1 protein-coding gene and 1 pseudogene are annotated in these 1960 nt (G+C 40.9%); both read right to left on the minus strand.

Features of this window, described 5'->3' with window-relative positions; translation table 11 throughout:
- Positions 1-135: 135 nt before the first annotated feature.
- Positions 136-693, minus strand: a complete 558-nt coding sequence (locus Q4519_RS21505) for a DapH/DapD/GlmU-related protein (RefSeq protein WP_303515950.1) — start codon at positions 691-693, stop codon at positions 136-138.
- 543 nt (positions 694-1236) lie between these two features.
- Positions 1237-1886 (minus strand): annotated as a pseudogene (locus Q4519_RS21510) (IS3 family transposase); the annotation flags it as partial.
- Between the last annotated feature and the right edge of the window lie 74 nt (positions 1887-1960).

The following is a 1960-nucleotide window of genomic DNA, read 5'->3' on the forward strand; positions in this document are numbered from 1 at the left end:
AGCCAATGGTGATCTGTCACCAGTGGAGTTTGAAAATTCTCAACTAAAGGTGTCCAGTTTTGGTTGACCAGAACAGGTTATCGAGCGAGAGGTCATGGGTGCCGGTATCGCGACACCTATTTTTATTTGTTGGTTTTATACATCTAGCTTTTTAATAATACGAGCAGGATTTCCCGCGACAAGAGTATTTTTAGGAACGGACTTTGTGACAACTGAATTGGCTGCCACTATAGAATTTTCACCAATTTCTACCCCCTTGAGTATAAGGGAGTTCATTCCAACCCATACATTATTTCTAATAATAATTGGTGAGCTCTCAGGTGGCTCTCTTCTCTTCATAACATCAATTGATGTACGGTGAGAATCGTTATCAACTATTTTACAGCCTGGGCCAAACATACAGTTATCTTCAATTGAAACCTGAGTTCGACAATGAATCCTAGTTCCATTTAGAAGGCAATTATTACCTATAGATATTTTTGAATCCTTACAGTGTGCCTGTAAGCCTGTTTTAAAGGGTTCCCCATCAGGGAAAGAGTTCAAGTTAACATTGTTGCCAATTTTAATGTTACCAATATTCGAAATAATGACTGATTTACCTTTCAATTTTGAGCCGTAAGTCACTCCATGTAAACTAAGCCTTACTCTCAAAAGTAGTATCCCTGGTAATTTAAAAAATTTTTTAAATATCACATATATTCCTTATATATCTAGCATCCTATTGTATTACTTCTAATACACTTGCTTAATTTTGATTAGCTCTATTTATAACTCATTGCTGCTAGCTAACTTCTTCAATCGTAGGGTAGTAACGCAAGCTCACAGTATGCTGAGGAGTAACTTGATATCGAAAAATCAAGATACGTAAACTTCGTAAACTATACATCAAATTGTTAAAGGGGGCTTGTGAATAAAGTATGAATCTTGGCTGCGCTAGAATTGTACATTTTGAAACACGGCGTTGAGACTGTAGAATTGCCCTTTTTTAAGAAAAACTGTAGTGCTCAACTAAAACTGGCCACCTCGTTATAAGTTTTGAAGTATTCTGCTTCAGCCTTTTGTGGCGATAGCCCCTTGTTAAACTGGTGAGGCCTGTACCGATTAAATAACCGGTAATGTACCTGTTAATCGATTCAATACCCGCTGCAAATGACTGATAACCTGACATTGGCATCCATTCGGTTTTAAAACTTCTGAAAAACGTTCTGTGGGTTGCGCTCACACCTTTCGCGTCATACTTCGACCGCGATGATGTAGCTGCCCATTGGCTTTTAATACCCGATAAAACGTCGATTCAGAGCCTTAATACTTATTATTATCTAATAGCGCTGGCACGATTTGTGACGGTGGTAAACTGGCAAATTTACTCAAGTTACACACCTCAATAATCTTTGCTTGCTCGGCTTCCGTTGGCTTGTTCGCCGGTGTCGGACGGACCGCATCCGGCCGCTTATCGGCGGTGATTCTGCCATCGCGATACCAGCGCCGATAGGTACGTAAAGTGATCCCCGCTTCACGGCAAGCAACATTGAGCCGAGCGCCAGACTGATTTGCCTCTTGTATCCATGACACGTATTTTGTGCGCAGTGGGAATGAGGTTAGTCGTCTTCGCTGTCGCTCTCCCAAAGCGCATTTAACTTTTTTCGCAGCACCAAGATCGCCGCGGTTTCAGCTAGCGCCTTTTCTTTTTCGCGTAGCTCGCGTTTTAACTGTTTTATTTCTTTCTTATCTGCCTGCCGCTGACGTTTCACTTCAATTTCATGTTCGCGAGAGCTCATAAAACCTCTAAGTGAATCAGCTTTCCAAGCTTTAACTTAGTCAACATAGAGCCCTTTTTCACGGCAATATTCACTTAATTCGGCTTCGTTTAAACTGGCAGTTTCAATGTAACCTTTCACCAGCCCCCTCTTGAAATTTATATGTGATCCAAATCGACTGATCTAAAAATCGTGCTTGAAGG

It is taken from the genome of Motilimonas sp. 1_MG-2023 (assembly GCF_030547455.1).
Taxonomy (GTDB): Bacteria; Pseudomonadota; Gammaproteobacteria; order Enterobacterales; family CBDFNC01; genus Motilimonas.